Source organism: Pseudomonas sp. RC4D1 (assembly GCF_018390395.1).
Taxonomy (GTDB): domain Bacteria; phylum Pseudomonadota; class Gammaproteobacteria; order Pseudomonadales; family Pseudomonadaceae; genus Aquipseudomonas; species Aquipseudomonas danubii.
Window position 1 is genome coordinate 568163 of the sequence record NZ_JAHBAW010000001.1, and the last position, 16043, is coordinate 584205.

Consider the following 16043-nt stretch of genomic DNA (forward strand, 5'->3'; position numbering starts at 1 on the left):
CAGGGAGCTTTTGCCTAGGCCTCCCAGCCCGCGTCACGTACTGCTTGCTGGACCAACGGATGCAGTTCGGCGCCTTGCTGCTCGGTCTGCCAGGCCAGCAGTTCCTTGCGCATGGCCGGGGTCCAGAACATCTGCATGTGATTGCGCACGCTGAGCACCGCCTGCGCCTGATCCGGCTCGTTGGCAAAATACGCGGCGATCTGGTTGGCCATCTTGATCAGGTTGGCGGTACTCATCGACGCACCTCCGCCTTGCCGCCCCGCGACCGGCCGCGCTTGTCCAGCAGACTCTGCTGTTCTTCACTGAAGGCCTGGTAGCGCTTCTGCCATTCGGAAGGGTGGTAGACGCGGCTGACTTCCACCGCCGTGACCTTGTACTCCGGACAGTTGGTGGCCCAGTCGGAGTTGTCGGTAGTGATCACGTTGGCCCCCGATTCGGGGAAGTGGAAGGTGGTGTAGACCACCCCCGGCGCTACCCGCTCGGTAACCCGGGCCCGCAGCACGGTCTGCCCGGCGCGGCTGCCGATGCCCACCCAGTCGCCTTCATTGATGCCCCGGCTCTCGGCGTCGGTGGGGTGGATTTCCAGGCGGTCCTCGGCGTGCCAGGCGACGTTGTCGGTGCGCCGGGTCTGGGCGCCGACGTTGTACTGGCTGAGGATGCGGCCGGTGGTCAGCAGCAGCGGGTAGCGGCCGTTGACCTTTTCGTCGGTGGGCACGTAGCCGGTGAGCATGAAACGGCCCTTGCCGCGCACGAACTCGTCGATGTGCATGGTTGGCGTACCGTCCGGCGCGGCGTCGTTGCACGGCCATTGCAGACTGCCGTGGCGGTCCAGGCTGGCGTAGCTGACACCGGTGAAGGTCGGGGTCAGGCGGGCGATCTCATCCATGATTTCCGAGGGATGGTTGTAGTGCATCGGGTAACCCAGGGCCGCGGCCAGGGCCAGGGTGCCTTCCCAGTCGGCCTTGCCGCCCAGGGGCTCCATGACCTTGCGCACCCGGGAGATGCGCCGTTCGGCGTTGGTGAAGGTGCCGTCCTTTTCCAGGAACGAGGAGCCCGGCAGGAACACGTGGGCGAACTTGGCGGTTTCGTTGAGGAAGATGTCCTGCACCACCACGCATTCCATGGCCGACAGGGCCGCGGTCACGTGCTGGGTGTTGGGGTCGCTCTGGGCGATGTCCTCGCCCTGGCAGTACAGGCCCTTGAAGCTGCCGCCCAGGGCCGCTTCGAACATGTTGGGAATGCGCAGCCCGGGGTCGGCTTGCAGGGTGACGTTCCAGGCCTGCTCGAACTCCTGGCGCACCGCCTGGTTGGAGATGTGCCGGTAGCCCGGTAGCTCGTGGGGGAAGGAGCCCATGTCGCATGAACCCTGGACGTTGTTCTGCCCCCGCAGCGGGTTCACCCCGACCCCTTCGCGGCCGATGTTGCCGGTGGCCATGGCCAGGTTGGCGATGCCCATCACCGCGGTGCTGCCCTGGCTGTGTTCGGTGACGCCTAGGCCGTAGTAGATCGCCGCGTTGCCACCGGTGGCGTACAGACGCGCGGCGGCGCGAATGTCGGCGGCGGGCACGCCACAGATCGCGCTGAGCACTTCCGGCGAGTTGTCGGCGCGGCTGACGAAGGCGCTCCATTGGGCGAAGGCTTGCGGCTCGCAGCGGCTGTCGACGAACGCCTGATTGACCAGGCCCTCGGTGACGATGACATGGGCCAGGGCATTGAGCATGGCCACGTTGGTGCCCGGGCGCAGGGCCAGGTGCAGTTCGGCGCGGGCGTGCACCGCGTCCACCAGGTCGATGCGCCGTGGGTCGATGACGATCAGCTTGGCCCCTTCACGCAGGCGCCGTTTGAGTTGGGAACCGAACACCGGGTGGGCGTCGCTGGGGTTGGCACCCATCACCAGGATCACGTCGGCCTGCATCACCGAGTCGAAGCTCTGGGTCCCGGCGGATTCCCCCAGGGTCTGCTTGAGGCCGTAGCCGGTGGGCGAGTGGCAGACCCGGGCGCAGGTGTCGACGTTGTTGTTGCCAAAGGCCGCCCGCACCAGCTTCTGTACCAGGTAGGTTTCTTCGTTGGTGCAGCGGCTGGAGGTGATGCCGCCGATGGAGTCGCGGCCGTACTTGAACTGGATGCGCCGCAGCTCGCTGGCGGCGTAGGTCACCGCTTCGTCCCAGCTGACTTCCTGCCACGGGTCGTTGATGTGCTTGCGGATCATCGGCTTGGTGATGCGATCCGGGTGGGTGGCGTAGCCCCAGGCGAAGCGGCCCTTGACGCAGGAATGGCCGTGGTTGGCCTGGCCGTTCTTGTCCGGAACCATGCGCACCAGCTGCTCGCCCTTCATCTCGGCGCGGAACGAGCAGCCGACCCCGCAATAGGCGCAGGTGGTGATCACTGCCCGCTCCGGCTGGCCCATTTCCACCACGCTTTTTTCCATCAGGGTCGCCGTCGGGCAGGCCTGCACGCAGGCGCCGCAGGACACGCATTCGGAGTCCAGGAAGTTGTCGCCACCGGCCGCCGCGACCCGGGATTCGAAACCGCGGCCGCTGATGGTCAGGGCGAAGGTGCCCTGGGTTTCCTCGCAGGCGCGCACGCAGCGGTTGCAGACGATGCACTTGCTGGGGTCGTAGTCGAAGTAGGGGTTGGAGCTGTCTTTCTGGTCGTCCAGGTGGTTGGCGCCGTCATAGCCGTAGCGCACTTCCCGCAGGCCCACCTGGCCGGCCACGGTCTGCAGTTCGCAGTTGCCATTGGCCGAGCAGGTCAGGCAGTCCAGCGGGTGGTCGGAGATGTACAGCTCCATCACGTTGCGCCGCAGAGTCGCCAGTTTCGGCGTTTGCGTATGCACCACCATGCCTTCGCTGACCGGGGTGGTGCAGGAGGCCGGGTAGCCGCGCATGCCGTCGATCTCCACCAGGCACATGCGGCACGAGCCGAAGGCTTCCAGGCTGTCGGTGGCGCAGAGTTTGGGAATGGTGGTGCCCATCAGCGCCGCGGCGCGCATCACCGAGGTGCCCTGGGGCACGCTGATGCTGCGGCCGTCGATGTTCAGGCTGACTTGCACCTGGCTGTCGCGGGCCGGGGTGCCGAAGTCCACGGCGTTGAGGTCGATGTCTGTGGCAGGGTCGAAAATACTGATCATTGGTCGGCCTCCGAGGGCTGCAGACCGAAGTCGGCGGGAAAGTGCTTCAGGGCGCTGGCCACCGGGTAGGAGGTCATCCCGCCCAGGGCGCACAGCGAACCGTATTGCAGGGTGTCGCACAGGTCTTTGAGGATCAGCGCCTGCTCGTCGCGGCGGCCTTGATCGGGGGCTGCCAGCAGGCGGTCGATGACCTCCACGCCGCGGGTCGAGCCGATGCGGCACGGGGTGCATTTGCCGCAGGATTCCTCAGCGCAGAATTGCAGGGCGAAGCGCGCCATGTGGGCCATGTCCAGGCTGTCATCGGCCACCACCACGCCGCCGTGGCCGAGCATCGCGCCCATGGCGGCGAAGGCTTCGTAATCCAGCGGTGTATCGAACTGCGCCGGTGGCACCCAGGCGCCCAGCGGGCCGCCGACTTGCGCAGCCTTCAGCGGCTGGCCGCTGGCGGTGCCGCCGCCGTAGCCTTCCACCAGTTCGCGCAGGGTCAGGCCGAAGGCCCGTTCCACCAGGCCGCCGTGACGCACATTGCCCGCCAGTTGGAAGGGCATGGTGCCCAGGGAGCGGCCCATGCCGTAGTCGCGATAGAACGCCGCGCCCTTTTCCAGGATCAGCGGCACCGAGGCCAGGGTCAGCACGTTGTGCACCAGGGTCGGCTGGCCGAACAGGCCTTGCAGCGCCGGGATCGGTGGCTTGGCGCGAACGATGCCGCGCTTGCCTTCCAGGGAGTCCAGCAGGGCGGTTTCCTCGCCGCAGATATAGGCCCCGGCGCCGACCCGTACCTCCATGTCGAACGCCTGGCCGCTACCGCCGGCATTGGCCCCGAGGTACCCGGCATCCCGGGCGATGTCCAGGGCCTCGCGCAGGGTCGCCACCGCCTGGGGATATTCCGAGCGCACGTAGATGTAGCCGTAGCTGGCGCCGACCGCGATACCGGCAATGGCCATGCCTTCGATCAGCAGGAATGGGTCGCCTTCCATCAGCATGCGGTCGGCGAAGGTGCCGGAGTCGCCTTCGTCGGCGTTGCACACCACGTACTTTTGCTGCTGCGGCGTGTCGCGCACGGTGCGCCATTTGATCCCGGCGGGGAAAGCCGCGCCGCCGCGGCCGCGCAGGCCGGAGTCGAGCACCGCGGCCACGGTCTGCTCACCGCCCAGGGCGATGGCGCGGCTCAGGCCCTCGAAGCCGCCGTGGGCCCGATAGTCCGCCAGGGACAGCGGCCGGGTGATACCGGCGCGGGCGAACAGCAGGCGTTGCTGGCTCTTCAGGTAGGGCAGGTCTTCGACTCGGCCCAGGGCCAGGGGATGGCTGGTGGGGGCGTCTTGCAGGGCTTTCAGCAGTGAGGGCACGTCGGCGACGCTCACCGGGCCGAAGCCCAGGCGTCCGTCCGGGGTATCGACTTCCAGCAATGGTTCCAGCCAGTACAGGCCTCGGGAGCTGGTGCGTTGCAGTTGCAGCGGCAGTTGGTGCTGCTCGGCCTGGGCGGCGATGGCGTCGGCCACCGCGTCGGCGCCCACGGCCCGGGCCAGGGAATCACAGGGCAGATAGAGGCTCGGCATCACGCGTCCTCCCGGCAACTGTCCAGCAGCGTGTCCAGGTGTTCGGCGCTGACTCGGGCATGCAACTGTCCATCCAGCTCCAGGGCCGGCGAGCAGGCACAGGCTCCCAGGCAGTACACCGGCCGCAGGCTGATGGAACCGTCGGCGCTGCTGCCGTGGTCATCCAGTTGCAGGCGTGCGCGCAGTTGCGCCGCCAGTTGCTCGGCGCCGCGGCTCTGGCAGGACTCGGCACGGCACAGGCGCAGGATGTGCCGCGCCGGTGGCGCGGTACGAAAATCATGGTAGAAGCTGATCACCCCGCGCACTTCCGCCTGGCTCTGATTGAGCGCATGGGCGATGTCGGGGACGGCCAGATCGGGGATGTAGCCGAGCTCTTCCTGAATCTGATGGAGAATCGGCAACAGCGCACCCGGGGAGCCTTTGTGACGCTCCAGCAGGGTGTGGATCAACGGCAGATGCAGTGTTTCATCAGGCATACAGCAATTCCTCACGGTCACGGACGAACCTGGTGGTTGTCGGCTGTCCGAAAGTGTCGGCTGCGGCGCTGGTTGCCACGTCACGGTAGCGCGGCGTTTCAGGCCGTTGGCCATGCACCCTGAATGGGTATCTTGTTGTACCCGGTGCGGTCGTTGCCGCACCTGTTCAGGGCATAAAGGGCAGCTTGACACGCTGCCTCTGATTGAACCGCACGAAAGCGACCCGTTCGGTTCCGAATACGACCACCCATCGAGTCTAGAAGAGCCCGGGCAAGCCGTTGGAGCGAGCTGCGCACTATCGGATAAAACGCGGGGGGCGAGGCATGACGTCGGTCAGCTAGAAGGCGATTAGTCACGAGCGCGAAAGAAGGGGGGGCGAGCGAGCTCCCTCGCCACAGGGGCCTGTCAGGTGCGGGCGCGGCGCTGGGCGGCGTACTGCAAGGCCAGGCGGCCCATGAGCACCAGCAGGGTCAGGCCGATCAGCAGCACCGAGATCGCCGCCACGCTGGGGTCGACGTTGTCCCGCAGGCCGCTCCAGATCCGCCGCGGCAGGGTGTTGACGTCGACGCTGGTGATGAACAGGGTCACCGCCACCTCCTCCCAGGACAGGGCAAAGCTCAGCAGCGCGGTGGAGAAGATCCCCAGCTTGAGGTTGGGCAGCATCACCAGGAAGGTGGTCTGCATCAGGCTCGCTCCCAGGTTGCGCGAGGCCAGCTCGATGCGCCGGTCCACCTGGCTCAGGGCCACCAGCATGGTCACCACGCCGTAGGGCACCACCATCACCACGTGGGCGATCACCACCCCGGGCAGGGTGTCGTAGCCCCAGCCCGGGGCGATGCGCCCCAGGTTGGTTTCCATGAAATACAGCACCAGCGCCGAGATCACCGGCGGAATGGCCATGGGCAGCAGCACCAGACCGATCAGCAAGGTCGCCAGGCGCGAGCGCAGGTACCAGATGCCGAGGCTGAAGCTCACCGCCAGCACGGTGGCGATCAGGCTGGTGGCGCTGGCAATGGCCAGGCTCTGGCCGATGCTCGACAACCAGTCGGGGTTGCTCAGCAGCGCCTCGTAGTGGCGCAGCGACCAATTGCCGTCCGGCATCGACAGGTAGCGCTTGGCGGTGAACGACACCGGGATCACCGTCAGCAGCGGGAACAGCATGAAGGCCATGGCGATCACGGCGATCAAGCGGGTACTCAGGGCAGTGCGATGTGTATTCATAGTGACCTCAACCCACCAGTCGATTGACACGGGTGATGCGCAGCAGCAGCCAGATCAGCGCGCTGACCAGGGTCAGCAACACCAGGCTCAGGGCCGCGCCCAGGCCCCAGTTGCTGGTCTGGAACATCTGCAGGAACACGTACTCGGCGATCATCACCGTCTGCCCGCCGCCCAGCAGCACCGGGGTGATGAAGAAGCCCAGGCAGAACACGAAGACCATGATGAAGGCCCCCAGCAGCCCTGGCAGAGTCTGGGGCAGCAGCACTTGCCAGAAGGTCCGCAGCGCGCCGGCCCCCAGTCCACGGGAGGCCAGCAGCACCCGTTGATCCAGCTGGCGCATGCTCGACAGCAGCGGGAACAGCGCATAGGGGATCATGAAGTGCAGCATGCCGATCACCACCCCCAGCTCGTTGCGGGTCAGCTGCAACGGATGATCGATCCAGCCCAGGGACAGCAGGCTGTCGTTGACCACGCCATTGCTGCGCAGGGCGATCAGCCAGCCGAAGGCCCGCACCAGCACCGAGATCCAGAACGGGATGAACACGCAGATCTCCACCATGCGCTGCCAGAACGGCGGGCTGAACACCCAGCAATAGGCCAGCAGGTAGCCGATCACCAGGGCCAGAAGGCTCACGGTCAGGCACAGGCGCAAGGTGCGCAGGAGCATGTCGTGGATCGCCGGGTCCGTGGCAATGCGCTGGTATTGCTCGATCCCGGGCTCGGGCAGGGTGAAGCTCCAGCTCACCACGCCGAAGAACGGCAGCAGGTAGAACACCACCAGCAGCAACGGCAGGGGAAACAGCAGCAGGCTGCGTTCCAGGCGTGCGGTTCGGGTTGCACTCATGGTCGACGGCTCACTTGGACAGGTGGGTCAGGTACTGCTCCAGGGTGCTGGAGTAGTGGTCGGCGTACCACTGGGTGTTGAGGAAGATCTGCTTCTTCATGTTGGCTTCGGAGGCGCAGTTGATCTCCCGCTGTTCGGCGCTCATCAACTGCTGGGTGGCGGCGTTGGACGGGCCGTTGCCCAGGGCTTCGAACAGCTTCAACTGGCCGGTGGGCTGCAAGGCGTGCTGGATGAATTGCATGGCCGGTGTGGCGCCTGCCGGGTTGTCCTTGAGCACGCCCCAACTGCTGGCGTTGAGGAAAGCATGGTCGAAGCCCCACTGGATGCGGCCCTCGCTGTCCTCGTGGAGCAGGGTGGCGCGGGTGTGCCAGATGGCGCCCATGGAGGCTTCGCCTTCGATCATCAGCTGCTGGCTTTCGGCGCCCGAGCCCCAGAACGACAGGACGTGGGGCTTGAGCTCATCGATCTTGCGCAAGGCCCGAGGCACGTCCAGCGGGTACAGCTGGTCAGCGGCCACGCCGTCGGCCAGCAGCGCGGCTTCGAGCATGCCGTTCATCCACTTGTAGAGGGTGCGCTTGCCGGGGAATTGCTCCACGTTCCAGAAATCGGCCCAGTTCTTGGGGCCGTTGTTGCCGTATTTCTGGCTGTCCCAGGCGATCACGTAGCTGAACAGGTAGCCGGCGACGCCGTGTTCGTGGGACAGCTCCGGGGCCACCAGATCCCGTTGCACCACGCTGTAGTCCAGGGGCTGGAGGACCTTGTCGCGGCCCAGGGTCATGGCGCTGTAGCTGTCCACATCCACCACGTCCCAGCTCGGCCGGCCGCTGGCCAGCTGTGAGCGGATCGCCCCTTCGGTGGGGCCGGCGCCGTCGATGCGCACCGGGATGCCGGTGCTCTGGGTGAAGCTATCAGTCCAGGCGCTGCGGAAGGCGTTGAGCGCGTCGCCGCCCCAGTTGACCACCACCAGCGGTTTGTCCGCCGCCCAACTGATGCCACTGCGCAGCGCCAGGGGCACCGCGGCCAGCAGGCCCATGGCCTGGAGGAAGGTGCGGCGGCTGACCTGCCCGCCACGGGCTTTTTCGATGAGGATTTCGATGCAGTCGCGTTGATGGTGCTGGCTCATGGGGCAAGTCCTCGCGAGGCCGATGCGCCAGGCGCCGGCCGATAGTGTTATTGGCTTTCTACGCAAACGCTCGACAGCGAGCGTGGTCGGCTCAGGCTTCCAGCAGGAAGCTGTGGCGCACCGGCCAGCTCAGCCACACCGGGGTGCCACTGGGCAATCGGGCGCCGGGGTGATCGCCGGGCACCGAGAGGTTGACCGGTGCCAGTTCCGGGCTGATGTTCAGCGCCAGGTGGGTGCTGGAGCCCTGGTAGACCCGCTCGCCAAGGCAGGCGGGCAGCACGTTGTGTTCGCCGGCTTGCGGGCGCTCGGTATGCAGGGTCATGTGTTCCGGACGCACCGCCAGCAACTGCGGCTGGTTGCTGATGTCCCCGGTCGTGGTGGCGTGCAGCGGGCTGTCGCCAAAGCGCCCGCTGGCCTGGCCGCCGTTGCGGGAAAGGCCCTGTAGCGGGAACAGGTTCATCTTGCCGAGGAACTCGGCGACGAAGCGGTTTTTCGGCCGGTCGTAGATGGTTTCCGGGGTGTCGATCTGCGCCAGTCGTCCCTGGTTGAAGATGGCGATTCGGGTCGACAGGGCCAGGGCTTCACCCTGGTCGTGGGTGACGAAGACGAAGCTGGTGCCGACCTGGCGGTGAATGCGCTGCAGCTCGGTCTGCAGTTGCTCGCGCAGGTTCTTGTCCAGGGCCGACAGCGGCTCGTCCAGCAGCAACATGTCCGGTTCGAACACCAGGGCCCGGGCAATGGCCACGCGCTGTTGCTGACCACCGGAAAGCTCGGAAGGCTTCTTGTGCAGGTGAGCCCCCAGGCCCACCACCTCGAGGATGTGCTTGACCCGGCGCTGGCGCTCCTCGGCCTTCACCCCACGAATGCGCAGCGGGTAGGCGACGTTGTCGGCCACGCTCATGTGCGGGAACAGGGCGTAGCCCTGGAACACCATGCCGTAGTTGCGTTTTTCCGCCGGGCGCCGGCTGATGTCGACGCCACGCTCCAGCAGCTTGCCGGCGCTGGGGCTGAGGAAGCCCGCGAGGATCATCAACAGGGTGGTCTTGCCTGAGCCGGAGGGGCCCAGCAGGGTGAGGAATTCGCCTTGGCGAACGTCCAGATCGATGCCGTCCAGGGCAGTGAAGTTGCCGTAATACTGGCTGATTCCTTGGGCGCTGAGTTGAGTCGAGGGGCTGCTGGACACTACAGAGATCTCCCGGAAACCCACCTGCACGATTGAGTTTTTATTGTGTGTGCAGCAGGTGGTGAACTCATTATTGTGAAAAGCAACGCCACATCAATGGAATAATTTTTGCCTCATTGGTGAGTGAAATTTCCCATTCGACCCGGCCTTCACGGCTCGCTCAGCGGGTTGTCGCTGATGCTTTGGGCACTGACCAGCAGTTGGTTTTTCAGCCAGTCGCTGAACGCCTGGACCGCCGGCCGTTCGGCCTTGGCCGGATCGATCACCAGGAAATAACCGCGCAGGGCGCTGATGCTGATGTCGAACGGGCGCACCAGCAGCCCCCGGGCCAGGGCGTCGCCGCTGAGCAGGTTGTCGCCGATGGCCACGCCCTGGGCGGCGATGCAGGCGGACTGCGCGCAATGGGCGTCGGAGAAGGTAATGCCACGGTCGGGGTTGACCTGACTGGCACCGGCGGCCGCCAGCCAGACCCGCCAGTCGCTGCTGTCGCTCATGTGGATCAACGGAAAGTCCTTGAGGTCCTGCGGGCTCTTCAAACCGCCGATGGCGTTGATCAGGCGCGGACTGCACACCGGTGAAAAGCGCAGGGTGACGATCTGCTCCACCAGCAGCCCCGGCCAGTCGCCGATGCCATAGGCGATGAACAGGTCGGCCTCGGCGTCGCTGGTGTCGTCCTGGGCACGAGGGCTGACCACTTGCAGCTGCACCTGGGGGTATTGGCGCAGGAAGCCGTTGATGTGGTTGCACAGCCAGAAACTGGCAAAGCCCGGGTTGCAGCTGATGCGCAATTTGCCCGACACCGCCTGGCCGTCGAAGCGCCTTCCGGCGTCCTGGATGTCCGCGAGGATGCGCCGCACTTCCCGGGCGTAGCACTCGCCCTGGTAGGTCAGGCCGATGCCGCGCCCGACCCGTTCGGTGAGGGCAAAACCCAGGCTCTGTTCCAGGCTGATGATCTGGTGGCTGATGGCGCTGCGGGTCAGGCTCAGTTGCTGGGCGGCGGCGGTCACGCTACCGAGCCGGGCCACGGCGTCGAGGGCGCGCAGGGCAGTGATCGAGGGATAGCGCATGCAAACTCCGGGTCAAGGAAACCTGTCTTCGAAGGGGCCCGGCCGGTACCTGGGTGCTGCCCAGGCAGGACCCCGAGGAGGGGCCGGCCGCGTCGCAGTATGGGCCGCGCCGGCGCCGAACTGGTCAATTTTCTTTGACATTGCTGGCGAAAAAATTCGATTGATGTCGCAGCCGCTTCACCAATACTGGACCTCGATCCGGGCCGCAACCGACCGGACCATCCCTATAACAACAAGAGGTCCTGCAGGTCTTGCACGGGTGCCGAGGCGTCCGGGCAGCGGCCGGCCGGAACCTGGATAACCAGGAGTGCCGCGCATGTCCCGCTACAAAGCATTCGCTCTCGATTGGGTTGAGCGCCACCGCCAGCAACTGTCGGACTGGCACCAGATCATCTGGCATTACGCCGAGCCGGCGTTCCGTGAATACAAGTCCTGTGCCTGGTATGTGCAGCTGCTGGAAGCCGAGGGCTTCACCGTCGAGCGCGGCAGCGGCGGCATGCCCACGGCCTTCTGCGCCACCTTCACCCAGGGCCAGGGCCCGCTGCTGGCCACCTACGGCGAATACGATGCGGTGCCCGGCAACTGCCAGGCGGCCACCACCCGCAAGCAGCCGCGCGATGGCCTGTCGCGCTTTGCGCCGGGGCACACCGACCCGCATTCGGCCCTGGGCATCAGCGCCCTCGGCGGGGCCCTGGCGGCCAAGGCGACCATGGTGGAATTCGGCCTGCAGGGCAGCATCAGGTTCTTCGGCGAGCCGGCGGAAAAACTCCGCGCCTCCAAGCCGGTCCACGCCGCCAAGGGCTACTACGACGACCTCGACGCGGCCATTAGCTTCCACCCCACCTACATGCTGCCGCTGAACAACACCACCACCTGGGACACGCACTGCGGCATTGCCTACGCCTACATCTACAGCTTCACCTGCGAGGACCCGCAGAACTGGATCGCCGCCGATCGTTACAGCCCGATTCCGCAGAATCATCTGGCGGCCCGAGCGCCGGGGGCCAACGACGCCCTGGTGCATTTCTACACCCTCAACGAAAGTCTGCGTCGCTCGACCCTGCCGTTCACCGGCCTGTGGAGCTACAACGAGGCGATTCTCACCGCCGGCCAGGCCACCGCCGACAACCTGCCGCCGCACCTGTCGCAGATCCAGTACCTGCTGCGTTGCGACTCCATCGAGCAGGCCGAAACCATCTCCCAGGTCATGGACAACAACGCTGCGGCGGCGGCCATGGCCACCGGCTGTCGCTGGAAAAAGACCTGGGTCTGCAAGTCCCGGGGCGGCCTGCCCAACCACGTCATGGCCCAGGCCACCTACGACAACCTGGCGGCAGTAGGGGCCCCGCAGTGGGACGAAGAAGCGCGGGAAATCGCTCGCGAGATCCAGCGCAACCTCGGCCTTGAAGCCATGGACAAGCCCTTCCTGCCGGCCACCGAAGCCTTGATCGAGCCCCAGGAATGCGAACGCCAGATGCGCCTGCAAATGCCGGCCTGGCAGAACTACCTGACCTCCGACGACTACCCGGAATACACCTGGCACTGCCCGACCGTGCGCCTGCTGGTGGCCCGGCCGATGCTCAGCGCGCCGCCGGGCACGGTCTATCCGGACTGGGTGTCCAACGCTTTGGGCGGCATTCGCCAGACCATCGACCCGATGATCGAGGTCGCCGCCAAGACCATCGCCGCGACCCTGGTGGACCTGCTGACCGACGAGGCCCTGTTGAGCGCGGCCAAGGCCGAGTTTGTCGAGCGTACCGGCGGCGGCATCGGCGGCAGCCGCTGGCAGGCGCCGCTGCTGCCCGAGGACTTCAAGGTGCCCCATGATTTCCGTTGGCCGGAGTACATCAGCACCGCCCGGGGCGAAGAGTGGTGGATTCCAGCGCGGGCCGACGAGTAGGGGCAGCCGCTATCAGGCCCTTGCCTGAGGTCGCTCCAAGGCACTTGGGCGAGGGGCGTTATGCCCGTTCGCTCAGGTGTTTATGCACAACGGATGGGTTGCCAGGGCCGGGAACTGTCGAATTTGTGGAGCCGTTCTCATCTTTATGCAACTGGCTGTTTTTTCGGGCTTTTATTTTATGAACAAAAAATGACCAGTCTGCGAAAGTCCTCCAGCGCCATGCAATCCAAGGCTTTGCCAGAATTCCATCAACAGACTTATCCACAGGTCGCGACAGCCTGTCGCACGGCTCCACAGCCTGCTCATCGAACCTGCGACGCAGGCTCAGCCGAGCAGGCTGTGGTCATGCTGCCGGTGGGTGGCCAGGCTGCGACCTACTCGGCCTTTGTGGCCGGGATGGACAGTTCATGACGAAACAGGTTGTTGGGGTCGATGGCGGCTTTCAAGTTGGACAGTCTGTTGATGAGTTCGCTATTCCAGCCGTAGTACAAGTTCAACCAGTCGGGGTCTACCGCGCCGGTGGCGGTGTACTTCATGTCCACATCGGGGTAGTTGATGTAGCAGCCATCGTAGGCAGGGCGCTTTGGCTTGCCGCCGTGCACGGCGGTGAAGATGTTGCGAATCCAGGCGATTTGCACCGCGTCGTCGGCAGCGTGGGTCCAGTACGTCTGGTACTGGGCTTTGAGCAGTGAGCTTCTTTGCGGAACCGCGGTGGTGCCCATGCCCTTTTTGTTGATGGCCCCGCCGTAGGAATCGATCTGCACCAGCGACTGGCTGAAGCGTTTGTCTGGCGTAGCTTCGGTCAAGTGCGTCAGCAAAGCCTTGCAGGCCTGATCGGAGAATTGTTCGACCTGATAGTCAGACTTGTATTTGCCCCGCTGATTGTTGCCCGAGCCGTTGATCATTTGAGTGACGTACAGCCAATCCATTGCCGTGTGTTCAGCCACCGCCCCTTTGAATTTCCTGCCGGCGAGCGGGTGCCTGAGCGGGGCAATGTTGGGGGCGATGAAGCCGTCATGCAGGGTTGGCGTGATGCCCGCCGCGGCATTCATCTTGCTGATGAAGTCGTTGAGCGGGATATCGTTGGCGCCGCCGACCCGGCCATTAGGGCCGGTGTACTGGATCGCCAGCACCACATGGTCGGAGGTATCCACATGGTTGAGTTTCAGCAGGGTGAACAAGCCGCCGTTGCCTACGCCTTCCACCAGGCTGGTCGCGTTGGCGTCGTTATCCGAGAACCATTGCCAATAGGCCCGCAGGAAGTTCGAGAAGTTGGGAATCAGCTCTTTCCACGGGTAGGCCAGGGGAATCCAGTAGGCTTGTTGCGGGGCTTGGGGGAGTTGGTCGAAGTAGTAGCCGATGATGATGCCGAAGTTGCCACCGCCGGCCCCGCAACAGGCGGTGAACAATGCCTTGTCGTTGTTCGAGGGACTGTCCGCGCGAACATGCCGGAACTCCAGTTGCCTTGAGTTTTCCACAGGCACAAGCATGTCGACGCCGGTGACCCAGTCCACGGTCAAGCCCTGAAGGCGCGATAACAAACCGTAACCGCCGCCGCTGATGTGCCCGCCCAAACCGACCGAATAACATGAGCCGCCAGGAAGGGTGCGCCCGGCCTGCTTGTACAGCGACAGGTAGCCGTCCCAGTTCTGATTGCCGGTCAATGCCATGAAACGATACTTCTTGTTCTGGCTATCCCAGGGAGAAGTGATGGTTTGGCTCTCGTCGTACTTCAGGCCTTTCATTTCACCGATGTCGATAATCGCCAGGTTTTGTGTCTCGCCGCTCAACTTGTTGGAAACAAAGCCCTCGTAGCAGTGGCCGCCACTGCGCACCGTAATGCGATAGCCATCATGCAGTGCTGTATTGGCTGCCGTCAGAACTTCATCAGGTGTTGTACACACATAAATTCGGTTCGCGCCCTGTTCGATACTGGGTGGCCAACGCAAGTTGAAACCCTTTTGCAGGGTTTCGTAGGTGTGTGCCTGAGGGTCGATGATGTTCATGGTTAACTCCCTGTCAGTGATGGTGAACTTGGTGACTTCCTGTCGAAACATGACCGCTTGAGTTGCGCCAGAGCTGTGGCTTGAGTGCGGCATATGCCCTGCACGCCTTAGAGACTAGTAGGCGTCATGAGCTTGGTTTTTTTCTTTTGTGAAGTTGCGGACATCCCCCGGCTTGATCGGCGACTTTCAATGGGTTGTGGGTTTCCCATGGGGTGTCCGATGTCCGTTTTTCAAGGCCACTGGCCGCAGGGGGGCTGCACGACGAGCATCGGCTAGAGCCGGTGCAGCGGCAGGTTATGGGCGTTCTGCCAGCAGGAGCAGATTGCGGGGGGTCAAGGGGGCCTCGCAGAAGGTGCCGAGGCGCACGGCATAGCCCTGTTCTTGCAGGAACAGTCCGCGATCCAGGGCCAGCCACAATTCCAGCGGGCGGCGGAACAGGCCGCGCAGCAGTTCCAGATTGCGCACCTGGGCCAGGCGCTGCCAGCCGGCGGCTTCGAGCGCGGCCCAATCCTGGCAATCGACTGTGGATAAGTCCTTGAGGGCGGCCAGGTCGCGGCAGTAGTCGGCGAAGGGTTTGTCCAGCCAGTGGCTGGGCAGCGAGGGTGTCGGCAGGTATTCGTCGAGGCCCCGCACTTGCCGTTGCAGCAGGTCGAAGGCCAGGCGCCGGGCCATGGAGGTGTCGCGCTGACGCCGGACCCGGGCGCCGGCGGTGACGGTTTCGCTCATGGGCAGGGCCAGGTCCTCCAGGGACAGTTCCAGGCGCGAGGCCTGGGCCGCTGTGGATAAGCCCCGGTAGTGGCTGGCGCGGGTGCGGTTGTAGCAGCACGGGGCAATGGCCAGCTGTGGACAACCCTGCTGGCTGGCCAGCTGGATCAAGCGCACATGCAGATCGCCGCACGCATGCAGGGCCACCGGACTGTGCTCGGCGCAGAGGTGCTGGGCTGTGTCATCGGCCAGCACGTCCTGTTGCACATGGCGGGCGGGCAAACCGTGGTGCCGGCTCAGTTGCTCGCCACTGTCGATCAGCGCCGGGTCGTATTCCAGGCAGGTCAGTTGCTGCCCGGGTTGCAGCAGGCGCCTGCCGAGGTGGCCCTTGCCGGAGCACCAGTCGAGCCAGTGAGTCGGAGCGCGGTCGAATTGCAGGCAGGCGGCGAAGGCTTCGATCTGCTGCCATTTGCGCCCGGGCACGTCGACATTGAGGCGCGGGTGAGGCGCGGGCAGTGCCTTTATGGGGAGTTCGCCCAGCGCGCCGAGTGCTCGGGCCTGCTCCGCCAGTGGGGCAAAGGGCGCCGGTGCCTGGAGTTGCTGCGGCTGGTTGTGGGCGGCTTCGGCGTCTTCCAGGGAGCGTTGGCGTAGCCACTGGGCGAGTTCGGGATGAGCGGTTTCCCACGGCAGTTGCAGATGGTGGAACGGGCGCGGGCGCCAGAGCGCCTGGTGTTCAAGCAGGAAGCCGTCCAGGGCCTGGAAGCGATCGAGCAGCGCGGGGCCTTGGAGGATCGAGGGCATGGGCGGTGGGTCCGGGCAGGCCCGCTCCCTG

12 protein-coding genes are annotated in these 16043 nt (G+C 65.1%); 1 reads left to right on the plus strand and 11 read right to left on the minus strand.

Translation table 11 applies throughout. The annotated features are described in order from the left end of the window. Positions 1-14: 14 nt before the first annotated feature. From KHO49_RS02660 to KHO49_RS02700, 9 genes are all read right to left on the minus strand, one after another. Entirely contained in the window at positions 15-236 is a 222-nt protein-coding gene (locus KHO49_RS02660) for a formate dehydrogenase subunit delta (protein WP_102862704.1), read from the minus strand. Continuing rightward, a complete protein-coding gene (fdhF, locus tag KHO49_RS02665; protein ID WP_110595343.1) occupies positions 233-3130 on the minus strand; it encodes a formate dehydrogenase subunit alpha in 2898 nt (965 codons plus the stop codon). The genes KHO49_RS02660 and fdhF overlap by 4 nt, the downstream gene beginning before the upstream one ends. After that, the gene (locus KHO49_RS02670; RefSeq protein ID WP_213664573.1) at positions 3127-4686 is read right to left on the minus strand and encodes an NADH-ubiquinone oxidoreductase-F iron-sulfur binding region domain-containing protein; all 1560 of its coding nucleotides are present in this window, start codon (positions 4684-4686) and stop codon (positions 3127-3129) included. Before KHO49_RS02670 ends, fdhF begins: the two co-directional genes overlap by 4 nt. Continuing rightward, entirely contained in the window at positions 4686-5162 is a 477-nt protein-coding gene (locus KHO49_RS02675) for a formate dehydrogenase subunit gamma (RefSeq protein ID WP_213664574.1), read from the minus strand. Before KHO49_RS02675 ends, KHO49_RS02670 begins: the two co-directional genes overlap by 1 nt. A 405-nt stretch (positions 5163-5567) precedes the next feature. Continuing rightward, the gene (locus KHO49_RS02680) at positions 5568-6383 is read right to left on the minus strand and encodes an ABC transporter permease (protein WP_102882152.1); all 816 of its coding nucleotides are present in this window, start codon (positions 6381-6383) and stop codon (positions 5568-5570) included. 7 nt (positions 6384-6390) lie between these two features. Beyond that, a complete protein-coding gene (locus KHO49_RS02685) occupies positions 6391-7227 on the minus strand; it encodes an ABC transporter permease (RefSeq protein ID WP_102882151.1) in 837 nt (278 codons plus the stop codon). A 10-nt stretch (positions 7228-7237) separates the two neighbouring features. After that, entirely contained in the window at positions 7238-8350 is a 1113-nt protein-coding gene (locus tag KHO49_RS02690; RefSeq protein WP_213664575.1) for an ABC transporter substrate-binding protein, read from the minus strand. 91 nt (positions 8351-8441) lie between these two features. After that, positions 8442-9533, minus strand: coding sequence for an ABC transporter ATP-binding protein (locus KHO49_RS02695; RefSeq protein WP_213664576.1), 1092 nt, complete (start codon positions 9531-9533; stop codon positions 8442-8444). A gap of 149 nt (positions 9534-9682) precedes the next feature. After that, positions 9683-10600: a LysR substrate-binding domain-containing protein gene (locus KHO49_RS02700; protein ID WP_123391697.1), complete on the minus strand. Its 918-nt coding sequence runs from the start codon at positions 10598-10600 to the stop codon at positions 9683-9685. 316 nt (positions 10601-10916) lie between these two features. On the opposite strand from KHO49_RS02700, the gene KHO49_RS02705 reads away from it, so the two are divergent. Then, entirely contained in the window at positions 10917-12500 is a 1584-nt protein-coding gene (locus tag KHO49_RS02705; RefSeq protein ID WP_110595348.1) for a zinc-binding metallopeptidase family protein, read from the plus strand. A gap of 374 nt (positions 12501-12874) precedes the next feature. On the opposite strand, the gene KHO49_RS02710 is transcribed toward KHO49_RS02705, so the two are convergent. Both KHO49_RS02710 and KHO49_RS02715 read right to left on the minus strand, forming a co-directional pair. Continuing rightward, entirely contained in the window at positions 12875-14506 is a 1632-nt protein-coding gene (locus KHO49_RS02710; protein WP_213664577.1) for a BBE domain-containing protein, read from the minus strand. 294 nt (positions 14507-14800) lie between these two features. Next, positions 14801-16012, minus strand: coding sequence for a methyltransferase (locus KHO49_RS02715; RefSeq protein WP_213664578.1), 1212 nt, complete (start codon positions 16010-16012; stop codon positions 14801-14803). Positions 16013-16043 lie beyond the last annotated feature (31 nt).